The sequence below is a fragment of the Algoriphagus mannitolivorans DSM 15301 genome (assembly GCF_000429425.1).
GTDB lineage: Bacteria > Bacteroidota > Bacteroidia > Cytophagales > Cyclobacteriaceae > Algoriphagus > Algoriphagus mannitolivorans.
The window spans coordinates 380,241-397,483 of sequence record NZ_AUBV01000005.1; the positions used below are offsets into that span (position 1 = coordinate 380,241).

A 17,243-nucleotide genomic window follows, 5' to 3' on the forward strand; every position below is an offset into this window, starting at 1 on the left:
AGCGATGAAAAAAATGAACATATTTAAAAAAGCAACTCTTTCTGTAGCCCTTATCGGATCTGTCCTCTTAGGTGGTTGTGAAAGTGGATTGCAAGTGGACCCAAGACAGTCTATTGATGCAAGTGGAGCTTTAAATACTCCAGATGCGGTAGATGCTGCACTTAACTCTGTGTACGCACGTCTAAGATCAGTTAGAAATTACGGAAGAGATCTTTTGGCTTTGTCAGATGCTTTGGCAGATGTAGGCCAAACTACCAGTAACTCCGGTCGTCTGATCAGTGAGAATAACAATCAGCCTAACGCTCATTTCCAAGCTGGATTTTGGCAAAACAGTTACTATGCAATCAATGAGGCGAACTTGATCATCGATGGTCTTCCTGGAGTTCAGGGAGCTTCGGCAGCTCAGTTGGCCCGTTGGGAAGGTGAAGCGAAATTCTTGAGAGCGCTTTACTATTTCGACTTGGTTAAGGTTTACTCCTACATCCCAACAGCTATCTTCCAAGGTGGTGTAATTGATCAGGGTGGTATTCCTTTGGTAACTGAAGGTGTGATCACCTCAGGAGCGGCTTTCAACCGTCAGCCAGCTAGAGCTTCAATCAATGAGGTTTACGACCAAATCTATAAAGATCTGGAAGACGCCAAAAGATTGTTGACTTCAAGAGGTGTTCAGTATGCTTCTTCCGGAGCTGCTTCAGCGCTTCTTTCTAGAGTTGCTCTTTACAAAGGTGATTGGACTAAAGCTGTTTCTGAATCTACTTTGGCATTGAGCAGCAGCGTGGGAACTGTTCTTTCTGGTAATGCTTATGTTACTGGTTGGAGAGCAGCAATCAACCCAGAGTCAATGTTTGAGGTGAGATTCGCACTTGCAGAAGAATCTATTGGTGTAAACGAATCACTTCAATCTTCTTACACTGCTTTGTTGAACCTTACCAACAAAAACTCTCAAGGTGGTTGGGGTGACTTCATTCCAAATGCTACAGTAAGAGGATTCTTTGGTTTGACTCAACTTCAGACTGGAACACCTGCTTCGGATAACAACAACTGGGATGTGAACCGTAACTCTGACATCCGTGCTCAACTTTATACTACTGGTAACACAGTTAGAGGTGCTGGTCGCCAAATCGAGTGTACCAAGTTCTTGTCTAAGAGCGGTTTCGCTTATGCAGACAACGTGCCTGTAATCAGAAAGTCTGAAATGCACCTGAATAGAGCTGAGGCTAACTACAGACTAGGTAACACAGACCTTGCTTTGAGCGAATTGAATGCTTTCAAAGCTCTTAGAGGTCTTAGCGCTGTAACTTTGTCTGGACAGGCTCTATTGGATGAAATCCTATTGGAAAGATTTAAAGAATTCGCCTTTGAAGGTCATCGATTCTTTGACTTGAAGAGAAATGGCAGAGCAATCGTCAAAACAACTCCAGTAGTCAATGTTCAGTTTGATGACTTCCGTATTTTGCCTCCGCTTCCTCAGAGAGAAGTTGACGGTAATCCAAATCTTAACCAAAACAGAGGCTATTAATAATTGGAATTATGAAAAAGATATTTGCACTTCTTTCACTCGTTTTGGCTTTGGGATTCACTTCCTGTATCGAGCAGGACTATCCTCTTTGGAATGGATCTCTTGTTGAGTTTCAAGATGCCGTTGTAAGAACTCCAGTCACTGGAGAAAAATACCCAAGAATCACAGTGGCTAACACTGTTGGAACAGTTAGCCTTCAGGTTAACTTAGTAGCTCCTCAGCGTTCTACGGATGAGACCATCAACTATTCAGTAGTTGCCACTGGTACTACTGCTGTCGCTGGTACTGATTTTACTACTGCCGGAACACTGGTTATCCCAGCTAACTCCAGCACAGGTACATTGACTGTAAATGTGGTCAATACCGGTAGACTTGGTGGTTCTGTGGACTTGCTTCTTCAGTTGGACGGTAATGCTACCATCTCTCCTAGCGAGAACTACAAACAAGTACAACTTCGGATTACTAGACCTAATCCTTAATTTGTCTTAAATAAATACAGAGGCTGTTTCTTTCGGGAGGCAGCCTCTTATTTTTAGAACATATTTCAATAACCAACTATACATAAGACTATGAAAAGATTTTCTTTTCTCATTCTCATGATCTTGACTGGATTTTGTTCAGGACAAGTCTTTGCCCAGCTTGCCGTTTTAAGAGATAGCGGTACAGGTATTCCGATCACTACTAATCCTTACCGCGAGGTTAAGGGTAGTGCATACTTCCAGGAATTTAAACAGGGTGTCTTGGAACTTAAGGATGGTAGAAGGGTCGAGGGACTACAGATTGCACTCAATGGGTATGAGCATACTTTAGAATACAAATTAGAAGGTAATCTTTTTGCGTATTCTCCTGAAAAATTAAAAGGCTTCTCTTTTCTCAATGACATGGGCGAGGAGACAAAATATACTTCTGAGTTTACCTTACCGACCCTTTCTAAAAAAAGATTTCTCCAAGTCGTAGAAGAAGGCAAATACACCCTTCTTCTTCATTCCTACAAAATAATGGTGGATGATGTAGCTGCTACTTATGGAGCTCAGGCCGCAAAGGCTTTTCAGAACCAAGAAGACTTCTTTATTGCCAAAGACGGGGTGCTTTACTTGGTGAAAAACAAAAGCAAGGATTTGGAGGAGGTTTTTGGAGAGGATTACAACAAAGCAATGTCCATCCAAAAAAGTCAAAAACTTAATTTTAAGAGTCTGTCAGATCTTGCGGTTTTGGTTCGCGCATTGAACCAATAAGCTCATTCTCCTAGCATGCTGAGTCTCCGGATTTTATTCTGGGGACTTTTTTTATAATTTTGCGTCCTATTTAGGACTTGAGATGATTCATATTTCCCGAAAGGAGCACTTTAACGCAGCCCATAAGCTTTGGAACCCAGCCTGGTCTGATGAAAAAAACTTTGAAGTTTTTGGACCTTGCGCTAATGTCAATTGGCATGGTCACAATTTTGAATTGATTGTGACAGTGAAAGGCTTGCCTGATCCTGAGACTGGTTTTGTGGTTGATTTGAAGAGCTTAAGTACTCTGATCAGAAAGTTGGTGATTGATAAAGTTGATCACAAAAACCTAAATATGGATGTGGATTTCATGCATGGAAAACTTGCTAGTTGCGAGATTTTGGTGATGGAATTTTGGAAAATTCTTGAACCTGCCGTGAAGGAAATCACCAAATATGGAGGGCTTTATAAGCTTACACTATACGAGACGCCGAGGAATTTTGTGGAGTATTACGGGGACTAATTTTGTAAATTGTGGATAGTAAGTGGTAAATGGTATTGTCCTCATTTTATGTCTTTTGTAAAAAATTATTTTGAACTTGACGTTTACCTACTCTCTCGAGAGTTGTCAAAAGAAATTTATTTGATCACAAGGAGATTCCCTCCTGAAGAAAAATTTTCTTTGACTGACCAAATTAGAAGGGCTTCCAGATCCATTGGTGCTCAAATTGCTGAATCTTGGGCCAAAAGGCGATATGTTAATCACTTTATTTCCAAACTTACTGATAGTGATGCGGAACAATATGAAACACGGCATTGGATAGAAGTGGCATATGATTGTGATTTGGTATCAATTGAAGAGCTGAATTCTATTCTCATAAAATGCGAAAACATTAATCGGAAGCTCAATGCCATGATCAACAAAGCCAATCTGTTTTGTATAAATAATCAATGATGAAAATACTGTTTACTATTCACTATTGACCTCTTACTGGCATTGTCATCTATCTACATCATATCCGGTGAACGTTCAGGGGATCTTCATGCATCTAATCTGGTTCTGTCCTTAAGAATGCTGAATCCTGAGCTTAGGTTTCGTGGAATGGGAGGTAATTACTCCCAGGAGGTCGGAGTCGACCTTGCAGTAGATTATTCAGAGGTCGCATTAATGGGATTTTTGGAGGTGGTTTTAGGCTTTAGGAAAGTTCTGAAATACCTCAAATTGGTCAAGGAGGATATCCAGGCCTACCAGCCCGACGCATTGATTTTGGTGGATTATGGTGGCTTCAATATGAAAATTGCCGCTTTTGCCAAGGAAAAGGGAATTCCTGTTCACTATTACATACCACCAAAAGTCTGGGCTTGGAATCAAAAGCGTGCCTTGAATCTTAAAAAGATCACAGACCAAATCTATTCTATCCTTCCTTTTGAACCTGAATTTTTCAGTAAGTATGATATGAAGGTGAATTATGTGGGGAATCCACTTTTGGATGAAATCCGGAAGTTTAAGCCACATGATTTCTTTTTTCAGAAAAATGAGTTGAATTATCAACCGATTATCGCGTTGCTTCCCGGAAGTCGAAAGCAGGAAATCTTAAGTATGCTTAACCGTATGGTGAGCTTAGTGAAGGAGTTTCCCAATGCCCAGTTTGTGGTAGCGGGAGTGGATAGCCTTCCTGAGGCTATTTATGCGCCTGCAAAAGCAGCTGGTATCAAATTGGTTTTCAATCAAACTTATGATCTGCTTTCCCATGCTACAGCCGCTGTGGTGACTTCGGGGACTGCTACATTAGAGACAGCCTTATTTCGAGTCCCGCAAATCGTGGTCTATCGTACTTCAGCCATTTCATACCGAATTGCAAAAGGTTTGATTCGGGTACCATTTATTTCTCTTCCGAATTTGATTGCTGAAAAAGAAGTGGTGAAAGAATTGATTCAGGATGACTTTTCGGTTGAAAATTTAAAAATGGAGCTACAAAAGATTTTTACCAATGTAGTATATAAAGGGGAAATGCTCCAAGGCTATGATTTGATAAGGAAAAAGATAGGTGAGGAGTCTGCCTCCGAAAAAACAGCAAAATTGATTCTTGAATCTCTTAAAAAATAAAACCCCGACTTATGTCGGGGTTTTGTTGAATTTAGGCTACTTGAAGCCTTTTGAATTTAGACTTGTCAAATTTGGATTGGGCATATTCTTTGTCGATCACCAGTTCCTTGATGGAATCATCGGAAGGCAATTCATACATCGCATCAGTGATGATTGCTTCGCAAATTGAGCGAAGACCTCTTGCGCCCAGATTGTACTCCACTGCTTTTTCTACGATGAAATCCAGTGCGTCCTCTTCGAACTTCAGTGCAACTCCTTCCATCGCCATCAATTTGGTGTATTGCTTTACCAATGCATTTTTTGGTTCGGTAAGGATTCGCTTCAGGGCATCCTTGTGCAAGGGATCTAAATGAGTCAATACTGGAAGACGCCCGATCAATTCCGGGATCAATCCAAAAGCCTTTAAATCCTGTGCAGTGACATATTGAAGGAGATTTTCACGGTCTGCAGCCATAGATCCTTTGACTTTACTGAATCCCATGGGTTGCGTATTCAATCTTTTCCCGATGTGTCTAGCGATTCCATCAAAAGCGCCGCCACAGATAAACAGGATGTTTTCTGTATTTACAGCAATCATTTTTTGATCTGGATGCTTCCTTCCGCCTTGCGGTGGAACATTCACTACAGTGCCTTCCAAAAGCTTTAGCATAGCCTGCTGTACTCCCTCGCCGCTGACATCTCTTGTGATAGAAGGATTGTCTGATTTTCGGGCGATTTTATCAATCTCATCGATATAAACAATTCCTCTTTCGGCAGCTTCTACATTATAATCTGCTGCTTGAAGGAGCCGAGTAAGGATACTTTCTACATCTTCTCCTACATAACCTGCTTCAGTCAAAACTGTGGCATCTGCAATACAGAAAGGAACCTCCAAGATTTTGGCAAGAGTTTTTGCTAAATAGGTTTTTCCTGTACCGGTGTCTCCAACCATGATAATGTTCGATTTCTCAATCTTGATTTCATCATGATCTTCCTTTTGCTGAAGACGCTTGTAGTGGTTGTATACAGCCACAGTAAGCACTTTTTTGGCATCCTCCTGTCCAATCACATATTGATCCAGGTAAGAAGTCAGTTCTTTTGGTTTTTTGAGGTTGAATTTGGGTTTGGCGGTGGACTTTTTGGTCTTTTCCTCCTCACCCAAAATCAAATGAGCTTGATCGATACAGAAATTACAGATATGGGCAGAAATGCCCGATACCATCAGGTCTACATCTTTCTTGTTTCTACCGCAAAAGGAGCAGGTAACTTGAGCCATTATTTAGATTTTTTTACTAATACTTCGTCAATCAGGCCGTATTCTTTAGCCTCAGGCGCTTTAAGCCAGTAATCACGATCAGAATCTCTTTCGATCTCATCGTAGGTTTTTCCGGTGTGATTAGCAAGAATTTGATACAGTTCCTGACGCATGGAAAGGATCAACTTCAAAGAGATCTCCATGTCTTTGGACTGACCTTGCATTCCTCCGGAAGGCTGGTGAATCATCACTCTGGAGTGCTGAAGTGCAGATCTTTTGTCTTTGGCTCCACCGGCCAACAAAACCGCTCCCATGGAAGCAGCAATTCCTGTACAGATAGTAGCTACATCCGGCCCAATGTACTGCATGGTGTCATAGATTCCTAGACCGGCAGTCACAGAACCTCCCGGGCTATTGATGTACAGCAACACATCTTTTTTAGAATCTACTGATTCCAAAAACAGAAGCTGGGCAATGATGATATTGGCAATGTGATCATCCACTGGAGTTCCCAAAAAGATGATTCTGTCCATGATCAATCTTGAAAAAACATCGATCTCACGGAAATTGGATGGGCGCTCTTCAATTACCGCCCGGGTCATGTTTTCGATATGAGTGGTGTACTGGTCAAAAGCAGTTCCACTAACGCCTTGATTGTGAATAGCGTACTTTCTGAATTCTTCTTTGTTGATCATTTTTGAGCTTGTTGTGGTAAACAAAAATAAAAAAGTCCTTTAAAAAAGGACTTTTCAATATATAAACTCTAAATCGATTTACTTCTCCAAAAGTTCCTTGAATTCGTCAATGGAGATGGTCTTTTCTTTGAGTTCGATTTTTTCCTGAACCAGGGCAAGAACTTTCTCATTCTGTACAGAGGTCAGCATATTCATATAGTTCTGACCATCATTTCCTTTGAGATAGTTGTCTACAAATACGTCCATACTTGCTTCCAACTGAGCTCCCAATCCTGAAGAAGCAAATTGCTCACGGATCATTTCCTTGGTTTTTTCAATCACATCAGCATGCTCTGCTTGGATGTTATTGTCTTTTGCGATCTGATTGGAAATCAAAGACCAAGTCAACTGCTTCGCATAGATTGGATATTCCTTCTCTACATCCTCAACAGTCACTTTTCCTTCGTTGGCCTTGAGTAACCATTCTTTAAGGAAGGTATCAGGCAAAGAAATATTGGCCTTTTCTACCAATTCTTTCTTCAATTCCTCCTCTGTGAATACTTTGGATTCACGATCATAGCTTCCCTGAAGCGTCTCGCGAACCTTCTCAGTGAATTCTTCTAGACTTTTTACTTGGTCTGGACCAAAGATTTTGTCAAAAAACTCCTGATTTAATTCAGCTTCAGCAGTGCGGTTGATATTCTTTACTGTAAAGGTCAATCCACCTTTTACTTCAGCAATTTCATCTGCAGTAAGACCAAAAGCTTCAGTCCACTCGTCTTTTTTCACTTCCTTGGACTCGAATTCCACTACAGCATCCTTGGAGATACCTGTGAATTTACCAGCTAGTTTTTTGGAAATTTTTGAAGTAGGAAGGGAAAGAGTCTTGGAGAATTCTCCGTCTACAACCTTTAGATCTCCGTAGATGTGATCTCCGGCTTCAGATACTTCTGGGTTGGTGCTTTCACCGTATTGTGACTTCAGGTTGTCGATAGTTTCGTTAACCAATTTGTCGTCAACCTTAATGGTGTACTTAGTGCCTTTCGTTTTCTTATCCAAAGGAACTTCCACGGACTCAACGAAACCTATTTGATATTCAAAATCGAAGTCTTTCTGAGTTTTCCAATCAATGGAATTGTCCTCTTTTTCTACTGGAAGAGGCTCACCTAGGATTCTGAAGGTTTGCTCTTTCAGGTAATTATTCAGGGATTCACCCAGAATATTGTTGATTTCATCCACCAACACTGATACTCCATACATGTTCTTTACCATGGAAATAGGAGCCTTACCTGGACGGAATCCTTTAATGGCAGCTTTTCTGGCGTAATCCTTTAGTTTGGCATCAACCTTTGGTTGATAATCTGCTTCGTTTAGCTTAATTTTAATTGAAGCTTGATTTGCTGAATGCTTGTCTAATGTAATTTCCAAGGTGTATAGAATTAAACAGATGTTGAATTAAAAACCCCCAATCTCTTTCCTGTCTGATCAAAACAGTGGAGTGATTGAGGGCTTGTGCTGTGCGGATGGAGGGACTCGAACCCCCATGCCTCGCGGCGCTAGATCCTAAGTCTAGTGCGTCTACCAATTTCGCCACATCCGCAATGGATTCAATCAGACCCGAGATGATTTTGATCTCGTTTTCCAATTGTGGATGCAAAGGTAACGGGATATTCCAATTTTTTGCAAGGCTTCAAAAAAAATATTTCAAAAAAAATTGAATCAATCAATCAGGATACCAACCTTTGAATAAAATCACTCCAGTATGATCCAAGTGGATGTAGAAGAAGAAAGAAAACAAATCCTTAAACGCTACCGAAAAATACTTCGTCAGGCAAAACCCATCTTAAAAGAAGGAGATACCAAGCTGATCAAAAAAGCTTTCAATATTTCTCTTGAAGCGCATAAAGACATGCGAAGGAAATCAGGAGAGCCTTATATCTATCATCCTTTGGAAGTTGCCTTGGTCTGTGTAGAAGAAATTGGTCTTGGAACCACCTCCATTATTGCCGCTCTCTTGCATGATGTGGTAGAGGACACGGATATGGAGTTGGAGGATATTGAAAGGGAGTTTGGACATAAAGTCATGACCATTATTGATGGGTTGACCAAGATATCCGGAGTGTTTGAATACGGAAGCTCCCAGCAGGCAGAGAATTTCCGGAAAATGCTGCTTACCCTTTCAGACGACGTCCGTGTAATTTTGATCAAAATTGCCGACCGCCTCAACAACATGCGGACCCTGTCCAGCATGCCAAGGCATAAACAGCTGAAAATAGCATCCGAAACCATGTATCTCTATGCCCCTTTGGCGCATAGATTAGGATTGTATGCCATCAAGTCTGAATTGGAAGACCTTTATTTGAAGTTTACCGATACGGATACTTATAAGGAGATTGTCAAAAAGATCAATGAATCCAAAACCTACCGGAATAAGTTCATCAAGAATTTTATCCAGCCGATTGAGGAGGAATTGGAAAAGCTAGGATTCAATTTTACCATCAAAGGAAGACCTAAGTCAGTCTATTCTATATATAACAAAATGAAAAAGCAGGGGATACCTTTCGAGGAGGTGTATGACCTGTTTGCTATCAGAATTATTTTGGATAGTGAGTTGGAAAATGAAAAGGCGGATTGTTGGCAAGTGTACTCCGTAGTGACGGATTTTTATCGTCCTAATCCAGACAGACTTCGGGACTGGATCAGTACGCCAAGGTCCAACGGATACGAATCTCTCCATACGACAGTAATGAGTCAGACCGGTCAATGGGTAGAAGTCCAGATTCGTACCACAAGAATGGATGAAATTGCAGAAAAAGGCTATGCCGCTCATTGGAAATATAAGGAGAAAGAAGTTCCAGGGAAGTCAGGATCCGGGCTGGATGACTGGATCAACCAGGTGAGGAGTATGCTGGAATCCAATGATGGAAATGCGATAGAGTTCATGGATGATTTTCGAGGAAATCTTTTCCATGATGAAGTTTTTGTGTTTACTCCAAAAGGCGATCTGAAAGTATTGCCTCATGGGGCCAGCGCTTTGGATTTTGCTTTTGAAATCCACACCGAGATCGGTGCAAAATGTATTGGAGCTAAGGTGAATCAGCGTTTGGTGCCCATTACTCACAAGCTGAAAAATGGTGATCAGGTCGAAATTCTTACTTCAAATAAGCAAAAGCCCACAGAGGATTGGTTAAACCATGTAGTTACTTCTAGGGCGAAGGCGAAGATCAAAGACGCTCTCCGAGAGGAGAAAAAGTCGGCGATTTTGGATGGACGAGAAATTGTCCAGCGAAAATTGAAAGCCATGAAAATGGAGTTTTCCTCCGAGGTTATCGAGCAGCTCCGGGCCTTTTTTGAGTTGAAGACTGCCAATGAATTCTACTATCGAGTAGGAAAAAGCATAATTGACCCCACCTCAATCAAGTCTTTTAAAGATTTTAAGGAGAAGCAGAAGTTAAAGGCCAAGTCCAGTGATAAAGTCAAGGATGAATCCACCTTTACCAAGGAGATAAAAAGTATCAAAGGTCCTGATCATGATCAATTGTTGATTGGTGAGGATATGGATGTAGTGGATTATATTCTGGCCAAATGCTGTAATCCGATTCCGGGAGATGATGTATTTGGATTTGTGACAGTGAATGAAGGAATCAAAATTCATCGAACCTCCTGTCCGAATGCCTTGGAGTTGCTCTCCAACCATGGAAATCGAGTAATTAAGGCGAGATGGACGAGTCAAAAACAAATTGCTTTTCTGGCAGGTCTTAGAATTGTCGGAACCGATCGGGTAGGTTTGATCAACGATGTCACTAAAGTTATTTCCAATGAATTGAAAGTGAATATGAGATCTATCACAGTAGATTCAGATGCAGGGATTTTCGAAGGGACAATAAAGCTGTACGTTCACAGTACCGAGCACTTGGATCATTTGATCCAAAACCTCCAAGAGGTAGATGGGATCATCAAGGTTACCCGCTTTGACTAAAACCTTGAATCTTTTATGTCCAACAAAAGTTATATTTGAAAAAAAACTGAGACATGACTTTGAATACATCCCATTTCGAGGAAGTCAAAAAGATATTCACTGCTTATTTAGAAACCCAAAAGCTTCGAAAAACTCCCGAGAGATATGCAATCCTGGAGGAGATTTACAGTCGATCTGGTCATTTTGATGTGGAAGGACTCTACATCAGCATGAAAAACAAAAACTACCGAGTCAGCCGGGCCACAGTTTATAATACCTTGGACTTATTGGTGGAGTGTGATTTGGTGACCAAACATCAGTTTGGAAAAAATCTGGCCCAGTTTGAGAAATCTTATGGATACAAGCAGCATGATCACCTGATTTGTGTGGATTGCAATCAAGTTTTGGAATTTTGCGATCCGCGAATCCAAAATATTCAGAATACCGTAGGAGAAATTCTAAACTTTCAGGTATTGCATCATTCACTTATTTTGTACGGGAATTGTCACAGAGAAAATTGTCCAAATAAAAAATCCGATTCATGAAACTGACCTACACGCACCAAAAGGACGAGAAGGCAAATTATCTTTTTATCCAAGGCGACTTGATCGGGGATGAAATTGGTCCCAAGCTGGTGGAATTAATTTCGGATGCCATCCAAGAAGGAGCGAAGACCTTTGTGATTGACCTTAGCGAGGTAAGGTATATTAGCTCAAGTGGAATTGGACTTCTGATCACCATGTTGACCAAAATGCGAAATGTGGGAGGGGAAGTTTACCTCACCTCACCTTCAGAGCATGTCAAAAAACTACTTATCATCACCAAGCTGAATAATATTTTCACGGTGTATGATTCCGTGGACGATTTTAAGTTAAAAAACTAGAAATATCCGAATCTTGGAAAGAGCTGCTTCAGGGCAGCTTTTTTTGTTTTAGAGAATAAATAGGCTTTTTCCCTTGGTTTTCTATCCCCTAATCGCAAATTTCGCCCTTTAAAAACTCAAGTTTTAGCTAAGATCGCGCATCAAATGAAGATGGATGTATTGCTGGGTCTCCAGTGGGGAGATGAAGGAAAAGGTAAAATAGTTGACGTGTTAGCGCCTCAATACGAGGTGGTTGCCCGGTTTCAGGGAGGTCCAAATGCTGGGCACACCTTGGAATTTGATGGCATTAAACACGTGCTTCATCAGATACCATCTGGAATTTTTAGATCCCAGATTCTGAATATTATTGGAAACGGAGTGGTCTTGGATCCCATTATTTTGAAAAAAGAAATTGATGGGCTTGGTAAATTTTCGATTGATTACCGAAAAAACCTGGTGATTTCTAAAAAGGCGACCATCATTGTGCCTACCCATAAATTGTTGGATGCTGCCTATGAGCAGTCCAAAGGTGATAAGAAGATTGGATCTACACTTAAAGGAATAGGACCGACTTATCAGGATAAGATCGGTAGATCGGCTTTACGAATTGGGGATATTTTAAGTCCGGACTTCAAGGATAAGTACGATACCCTACTCGAAAAACATAAGACTACCCTTTCCTTCTACAATTACCCAACCGACAAGTTGGAGGAAATGGAAGTCCAATTTTTTGAAGCTGTTGAGTTTATTAAAACCTTAAATCTGATTGATAGCGAATATGTGGTAAATGGTGCCTTGGCTTCCAACAAGAGAATTCTGGCAGAAGGTGCTCAAGGATCTTTGCTGGATGTTGACTTTGGAAGCTATCCATTCGTCACTAGTTCCAATACCATGGCTGCTGGAGCCTGCACTGGATTAGGTGTTGCGCCATCCAGAATCGGGGAAGTTTTTGGGATTTTCAAAGCTTATTGTACACGAGTTGGTAGTGGCCCTTTCCCAACAGAGCTTTTCGATGAGACTGGAGAGGCGATGCGAAAAGAAGGTAATGAGTTTGGCAGTACTACAGGTCGCCCAAGAAGATGTGGTTGGTTGGATTTGCCGGCATTGAAATATTCTATTATGATCAATGGGGTGACTCAGCTTTACATGATGAAGGCTGATGTTTTGAATATTTTCGAAGAGATCAAAATCTGTACACATTATGAGTTGCCTTCCGGGGAGAAAATTGATCGCTTGAGTTTCGAAATCACTGATATGGAAGTGAAGCCGGTTTACAAAACCATGAAGGGCTGGAATTGCTCCTTGGCTGATGTAAGATCCTATGAAAACTTTCCTGATGAGCTTAAAGCTTATGTTGCCTATCTTGAGAAAGAGCTAAATGTTCCAATCAATCTGATTTCGGTCGGACCAGATCGTATTCAGACTATTTTGCGATAAAATTTATCTACATATTCAAAAGCTCCTGAGTAAAACTCAGGAGCTTTTGTTTTATGGGGAAGTTGGAGTTATTTTTCTGAAAATTAATCTTGGTGAAAAGAGCTTTTTGGATTTGGATTTGGATCGTAGGGATGATGAATATCTCCTCTGGCTTTGGGCAGATCGGGTTTCCTTATTGTGAAACTTTTACCACGCCCAATACCTTAAATGAAACTGTTTTTGGAGGAGATGCTCTTTTAACTAACGGAGTACTTAGGCTAACCTCCAATCAGAACAACCAGCGAGGATTCATTTATATCAATGTCCCCTTTCCCTCGACCTATGGACTTAAGGCAGAATTTGAGTATTTCAGCTATGGAGGATTGGGTCAATTTTTAGCCGACGGATTGACTGTTTTTTTATTTGATGCAGATACTCCCGTTTTCAGTGCAGGAGGATTTGGAGGATCACTAGGATATGCCCAAAGAAATGGCGAACCGGGATTGTCGGGGGCCTATTTAGGGATTGGGTTTGATGAATTTGGAAACTTTGGGACCAATTCAGAAGGAAGAATTGGGGGGTTTAATGATCTAGATGCCAACCGAAGGGCACCGGATGCTATTGTTTTAAGAGGGCCAGGAAACGGGAGCACTGATTATCCATTCGTTGTTGGGCGGAAAGTGAATGATGTGGGCACAGACAAAGATGGTTTAAATCCGGGGGCTCAATTTCCTATTAGCTCCGGCGGGGCGGGCACATCTAGGGTGACAGATCCAAATAAGGTTGGATATCGGAAAGTGTTTTTGGAACTCCAGCCTAATCCGGGTGGGGTAGGTTACTTTATAACCCTTCGAATGATGGTGACTACCATTGCCAATCAACCACGAATGGTTACCATATTTGATCGTCCCTATGATTTTCCAGCTCCAAAGAATCTAAAAATTGGATTTTCTGCTTCGACAGGAGGTTTTTCCAATTTCCATGAAATAAGAAATCTGATAGTTGAGGTTTCGAATGAGGAGGCTTTGAAAAACCCTGAAGGAATTGAGATCGATGACTATACTTCCTGTGCAGGTCAGGAAAATCAATTCAACATTAAAGATGATGAAGTAAAACTGCCCAATATTAACAGCACGATCCGTTGTCTTCAGTTTTTTAAGTCTCAAGCGGATATTAAAAAAAATGAAGGAGACATTTGTCAACAGGCCCGCTGCTTGGAGTCTAATCGTTTTTTGGTTTTGCCTGAAGGAGTTTTCCGTGCAAGTGATAATGCGGGGGGATTTACCTTTACCCCCAATGAGGGCTTTGTAGGGAAAAAGGTTAAAGTATATTACACCATAACTGACAACTACGGTAAAACTTCAGAAGGAAATTCGATCACCTTGGATATTTTCGAATCACCAAAGCCTATCAATATTTTTATAAATGGTGAAAATGAGCCAAGAGAAAAAATTGAAGTGTGCTTAGGTGAAAATGTTCAACTCAAAGGAATTGGCCAAGAACAATACTCAAGATTTGAATGGTTTAGAAATGGTGAATTGATTCCTGGTGCAAATCAAAGTGTGTTTTCTGCTTCAGAAGAAGGTCTTTACGAAGTTTGGGGATATAACTTGAAAGGATGTCCGGCAAAATCAAAGACTATTGAAGTGGAATATCCCGATGTGCCGGAGATTATTTTTGAAGCACCCCTAGTGAGCTGTGATCCTAAGACCCCTGTTAATGTCACGGAATACATTCTAGGATTTGACATAGCGAAATTTGATTACCTGTTAAAAGGTAACAATGAGCAATTTTTGAATAATGAATTGAAAAGTGTCAGTAAGTCCGGGTTTTATACTCTTCAGGTGAAGCGAAAAAATCTTGACTGTTATTCCGAACCTGTGGAGGTGGAAATATTCATTCAAGAAACTCCCCTCGAGGTAGATTTTGACTTTTTGGTGTTGGGGACAGATATCCGAGATGATGCTAGCGGAGGGATTTTTCCAGATGATCCCATCGAGTTTTCTGACCTTTCAGCCCCAAGAGGAATAAAATGGGACTGGGACTTTGGAGACGGAACTGGTTCGGATGACAAAAATCCAGTTCATGTATTTGGAAAAAAAGGCCAGTTTGAAGTAAAACTGACTGTTCTGGATGAGTATGGCTGTCCTTCATCAAAAACAAAAATGGTCTCTATCACAAAGAGCTATAGAGTCATGATGCCAACAGGATTTACTCCCCTTCATTCAGAAAATAAAACCTTTTTACCCAAATGGAAAGGATTAGTCCAAATCGAGCTTTTGATATTCAACCTTTGGGGGGAATTGATTTTTAAAACAGATGATTTGGAAACGAAAGGATGGGATGGAACCCTCGAGGGGGTTTTACAAAATCCCGGGGTATATGTATTCCGCTTTAATGGAGTGGCAACTGACGGGGAATTGGTGAAAGAGAGCGGGAAGTTTAGCTTGATAAGATGAGGAAGGCCTTAATATTGATTGTTTTTTTTATGTCCCAAGGAATTTTCGGCCTTGCACAGGATATGCAATACAGTCAATACTATGCAAATCCCCTTTACCTCAATCCTTCTTTGGCAGGTAGTACTGGGATGAGTAGGGTGGGATTGAATTTTAGAAATCAATGGCCCGCTTTGGATCAGACCTTTGTGGGTTATACAGCATATTTTGATTTCTATGAGGAAAGGATGAATTCAGGTTTTGCTATAATTCTTCAAGGTGCAAATGAATCTTTTACTCAGACCAGTATCAACGAGATTGGATTGATATATAGTTATCGGTTGAAAATTTCTGAAAACGATTTTATTCAGGCTGGGGCCCAAGGGAGCTTTGTGAGGAGAGATGCGATGTTTGATAAAGTGATTTTGGGGACACAATTGGATATTGATCGTGGAAAAATAATCGGATCTCCGGGTGATGGTTTTGAGGGAGAAAGTCAAATAAGCGCTCCTGATGTACATGTTGGGATGATGTATTATGGAAAAAAAGCTTGGCTTGGTGTTTCTGGTTTTCATTTACTTCGTCCCGAGACCAGCTATTTGACCGGCTTAAATGAAAAATTACCAATTAGGTATGGCCTTCATGGAGGCTATAGGTTCAATTTGGCTCCAGGAGATATTAATGATTATTTCAACAACACGGACCAAGAGAGGTCATTTGCTTTTGGCTTCAACTACAAAAGACAGGGGCAATATTCCCAGCTTGATATAGGCGGAGAGTTTTTCTTTGAACCACTGGTGCTGGGATTTTGGTATCGAGGACTGCCTACAAAATATGAACTGCCCAATAATGAGTCTTTAGTGGCTTTGGTAGGCATAAGCCTGGAGTCTGGATTGGAACTTGGGTATAGTTTTGATTTTCCGATTTCAAAGCTCGGTTATAGTGGATCTGGAGGTTCTCATGAAATATCCATCAGGTATGTTTTTTCCAATCAAGACCCAAGAAAAAGGTACTTTTCTCCATTACCCACCTTCCGGTATTAGTTTTAAATATTGAAAGTCAGAATTTTATTTCGATTTATGTCGTTTTAAGGGTGTGGAGAGAGAAAATTATTGGTTTTCTTTCTTCTAAAGTTTTTGAAAATTTTCCATTTCATTTTCAATCACTTAAAGGATATGATGAGATTTTTTGAAAATAGCTCTTGCGTTGAAGAATAATCTCCCGATATTTGCACTCCCAATCGACGCAAACGGGGTCGAGGGAAAGCGAGAGGCGAGGCGAAAGGAGAGTGAAGAAGCTTAGAAAGAAGAGCATTGACAGGAGATTAAAAGCGGAGGAAAAAGAAAAAAAATATTTCAAATTTCTTCTTGCGGAGTAAAAAAGATCTCTTACCTTTGCAACCCTGTTCGGAAGGAACGGGGAATCCAAAACAGAAAAACGAGGATGGAATCAGGCCGGAGACGGCGGTTTTCAGACGAATCCGGGGAAGTCCGGAGTAAGTTCTTTGAAATGTTGTAAGGCAAAATAAAAACCTGAGGAAGGCGCGGGTATAACACTTAGGTGTTTTATCCTGTGTACTAACAAATAGACAATATACAATGGAGAGTTTGATCCTGGCTCAGGATGAACGCTAGCGGCAGGCCTAATACATGCAAGTCGAGCGGCAGTTGGGGGAGTAATACTTCAATGAGAGCGGCGCACGGGTGCGTAACGCGTATGCAACCTACCCTTTACAGGGGGATAGCCCGGAGAAATCTGGATTAATACCCCATGGCACTATTGATTGGCATCAAGAGATAGTTAAAGATTTATCGGTAAAGGATG

Annotated in this window: 15 protein-coding genes, 1 tRNA gene and 1 rRNA gene; 13 read left to right on the forward strand and 4 right to left on the reverse strand. The window is 41.0% G+C overall.

The genetic code is table 11. The annotated features are described in order from the left end of the window. The first annotated feature begins 13 nt into the window (after positions 1–13). The 6 genes from G458_RS0106555 (at position 14) to lpxB (ending at position 4,840) form a co-directional block, all read left to right on the forward strand. Entirely contained in the window at positions 14–1,519 is a 1,506-nt protein-coding gene (locus G458_RS0106555; RefSeq protein ID WP_245579237.1) for a RagB/SusD family nutrient uptake outer membrane protein, read from the forward strand. Positions 1,520–1,530: 11 nt separating this feature from the next. Beyond that, the gene (locus G458_RS0106560) at positions 1,531–1,998 is read left to right on the forward strand and encodes a DUF4843 domain-containing protein (protein ID WP_026951201.1); all 468 of its coding nucleotides are present in this window, start codon (positions 1,531–1,533) and stop codon (positions 1,996–1,998) included. Positions 1,999–2,088: 90 nt separating this feature from the next. After that, entirely contained in the window at positions 2,089–2,754 is a 666-nt protein-coding gene (locus tag G458_RS0106565; protein ID WP_035467841.1) for a hypothetical protein, read from the forward strand. An 82-nt stretch (positions 2,755–2,836) separates the two neighbouring features. Further along, a complete protein-coding gene (locus G458_RS0106570; protein WP_026951203.1) occupies positions 2,837–3,256 on the forward strand; it encodes a 6-pyruvoyl trahydropterin synthase family protein in 420 nt (139 codons plus the stop codon). A gap of 48 nt (positions 3,257–3,304) precedes the next feature. Further along, the gene (locus tag G458_RS0106575) at positions 3,305–3,688 is read left to right on the forward strand and encodes a four helix bundle protein (protein ID WP_026951204.1); all 384 of its coding nucleotides are present in this window, start codon (positions 3,305–3,307) and stop codon (positions 3,686–3,688) included. 42 nt (positions 3,689–3,730) lie between these two features. Next, a complete protein-coding gene (lpxB, locus tag G458_RS0106580; protein WP_035467843.1) occupies positions 3,731–4,840 on the forward strand; it encodes a lipid-A-disaccharide synthase in 1,110 nt (369 codons plus the stop codon). Between the two features lie 31 nt (positions 4,841–4,871). On the opposite strand, the gene clpX is transcribed toward lpxB, so the two are convergent. From clpX to G458_RS0106600, 4 genes are all read right to left on the reverse strand, one after another. Next, positions 4,872–6,095 carry an ATP-dependent Clp protease ATP-binding subunit ClpX gene (gene clpX / locus G458_RS0106585; RefSeq protein ID WP_026951206.1) on the reverse strand — a complete coding sequence of 408 codons (1,224 nt, stop codon included), beginning with the start codon at positions 6,093–6,095 and terminating at the stop codon, positions 4,872–4,874. After that, the gene (locus G458_RS0106590; RefSeq protein WP_026951207.1) at positions 6,095–6,769 is read right to left on the reverse strand and encodes an ATP-dependent Clp protease proteolytic subunit; all 675 of its coding nucleotides are present in this window, start codon (positions 6,767–6,769) and stop codon (positions 6,095–6,097) included. Before G458_RS0106590 ends, clpX begins: the two co-directional genes overlap by 1 nt. A gap of 78 nt (positions 6,770–6,847) precedes the next feature. Further along, on the reverse strand, positions 6,848–8,176 hold the full coding sequence (gene tig, locus G458_RS0106595; protein WP_026951208.1) for a trigger factor: 1,329 nt from the start codon (positions 8,174–8,176) through the stop codon (positions 6,848–6,850). A 90-nt stretch (positions 8,177–8,266) separates the two neighbouring features. Beyond that, positions 8,267–8,348, reverse strand: a tRNA-Leu gene (locus G458_RS0106600). A gap of 162 nt (positions 8,349–8,510) precedes the next feature. Here G458_RS0106600 and G458_RS0106610 point away from each other — a divergent pair. The 7 genes from G458_RS0106610 to G458_RS0106650 form a co-directional block, all read left to right on the forward strand. Beyond that, on the forward strand, positions 8,511–10,727 hold the full coding sequence (locus tag G458_RS0106610; protein ID WP_026951209.1) for a RelA/SpoT family protein: 2,217 nt from the start codon (positions 8,511–8,513) through the stop codon (positions 10,725–10,727). Between the two features lie 53 nt (positions 10,728–10,780). Continuing rightward, positions 10,781–11,251 (forward strand): Fur family transcriptional regulator, encoded by a 471-nt coding sequence (locus G458_RS0106615; RefSeq protein WP_026951210.1) that lies wholly within the window; start codon positions 10,781–10,783, stop codon positions 11,249–11,251. After that, positions 11,248–11,589 (forward strand): STAS domain-containing protein, encoded by a 342-nt coding sequence (locus G458_RS0106620; RefSeq protein WP_026951211.1) that lies wholly within the window; start codon positions 11,248–11,250, stop codon positions 11,587–11,589. Before G458_RS0106615 ends, G458_RS0106620 begins: the two co-directional genes overlap by 4 nt. A 144-nt stretch (positions 11,590–11,733) precedes the next feature. Beyond that, positions 11,734–13,005, forward strand: coding sequence for an adenylosuccinate synthase (locus G458_RS0106625; protein ID WP_026951212.1), 1,272 nt, complete (start codon positions 11,734–11,736; stop codon positions 13,003–13,005). A 92-nt stretch (positions 13,006–13,097) separates the two neighbouring features. After that, complete coding sequence (locus tag G458_RS0106630; RefSeq protein WP_245579238.1) at positions 13,098–15,443, forward strand: PKD domain-containing protein; 2,346 nt, start codon at positions 13,098–13,100, stop codon at positions 15,441–15,443. After that, a complete protein-coding gene (locus G458_RS0106635) occupies positions 15,440–16,462 on the forward strand; it encodes a PorP/SprF family type IX secretion system membrane protein (protein WP_026951214.1) in 1,023 nt (340 codons plus the stop codon). Before G458_RS0106630 ends, G458_RS0106635 begins: the two co-directional genes overlap by 4 nt. Before the next feature lie 552 nt (positions 16,463–17,014). Then, positions 17,015–17,243, forward strand: a 16S ribosomal RNA gene (locus G458_RS0106650); the annotation flags it as partial.